Here is a 1,429-nt window from a genome sequence, read left to right on the forward strand (position 1 = left end):
GGCCTGGACCTTCTAAGCGCTTGTCACCGCCAATTTCTTGAAGATTAAAAACAAAGGCTGCGTGGTCTACAACACCACCAAGCTGACGAATCAGTTTAGTTGTTGCTTCAATAGTACCACCCGTTGCCAATAGGTCGTCGACCATTAGCACTTTATCGCCTTCTGAGATCGCATCTGTGTGGATCTCAAGTGTATCTGTACCGTACTCAAGTTCATACGATTGTGCCACAGTTTCGCGTGGCAATTTACCTGGCTTACGAACAGGAACAAAACCAACACCTAACTCAAGCGCAAGTGGCGCACCAAATAGGAAACCGCGCGCTTCTGTACCAACAATCTTAGTGAAACCCATATCTTTGTATGTTTCAGCCAGTAGTTCGATTGTCGCTTTGTACGCTGCAGGATCTTCCATTAGGCTGGTTACGTCACGAAATAGAATGCCCGCTTTTGGGTAGTCAGGAATGCTTTTGATGCTTGCGTTGATCAGAGCGATTTTTTCTGTGTTCATAATAGTGATGCACTTCATTAGGCCGCTTTCCCAACATCAATCAACGCTATCGTTGTTAGTAATTCTGCTTGAGAAAGGCTCGGTTGGCTTTCATTGCAATCAGAGTCATAACCCTGATGCTGAAAAAATAAACGCCCGCTATAACAAGCAGGCACACTGGCTTAATGTTAGTGATTTTCTTTGCTGTCAGCAACTAACTCATGGGTAGGAAGGCGAATAAACCATGTGAGAAGAATAGCAAGTACGACAATTAAGAACACTTTTACCCAAATGATTGGCGAAAAGTAGATAGAGAGCGAAAAGCTAAGAAGAATAAACAATACACCCCGGCTTTTAACGCGCTTGGTCACTGCGCCATGTTCATACCAGTTGGTTAACAACGGGCCAAGTGTTGGGTGTTGATGCATCCAACGATGCAAACGCGGGCTACTACGCATAAAACACGCACTGGCTAGTAACAGAAACGGTGTTGTTGGGAGTAGAGGTAAAACGATGCCTAGAAAAGCGAGGATGAGACAGAGGCCACCAGCGAGGTTCAGGCTAAGAACTTTGATGCTAATTGTGACCTCCTACAGTCTTTAGAATGTCGCGTAACCATTGAAAACACGGTAAAGCGTTAAGGTTGCTGGTAGTAGCGGAATCGCTACAAACGCTAATAGAAATCCTAAAAAATAGAATACATTAAACGGGTCTTTAAAATCTTGATTATCTGCCATGATTATTTCTTTCTTACAAAATTAACGCTAGACCCAGATAGATTTTGCTAAATGACACTTAACAAAAAAGGCATAGCCACACAATTTTGCAACTATACCTTAATAAAACATCTACAAATACCAAGCAACTGTAGGGTTAATCACCACCGCCTTGATGAAGGTCGAGGCTGAAACTCGCAGAACCAAGAAGGCTTAGAGAAAGTTG

The 1,429-nt window shown here is 43.2% G+C and carries 3 protein-coding genes; all 3 read right to left on the reverse strand.

Features of this window, described 5'->3' with window-relative positions; translation table 11 throughout:
* Positions 1-508, reverse strand: a 508-nt coding sequence (gene apt / locus KIV40_RS26645; RefSeq protein WP_285352194.1) for an adenine phosphoribosyltransferase, incomplete at its 3' end; no start/stop codon positions are given.
* A gap of 167 nt (positions 509-675) precedes the next feature.
* Complete coding sequence (locus tag KIV40_RS26650) at positions 676-1,068, reverse strand: YbaN family protein (RefSeq protein ID WP_285352196.1); 393 nt, start codon at positions 1,066-1,068, stop codon at positions 676-678.
* 18 nt (positions 1,069-1,086) lie between these two features.
* Positions 1,087-1,224: a hypothetical protein gene (locus KIV40_RS26655; RefSeq protein WP_285352195.1), complete on the reverse strand. Its 138-nt coding sequence runs from the start codon at positions 1,222-1,224 to the stop codon at positions 1,087-1,089.
* Positions 1,225-1,429: the final 205 nt, after the last annotated feature.

The sequence above is a fragment of the Vibrio sp. D173a genome, from assembly GCF_030248475.1.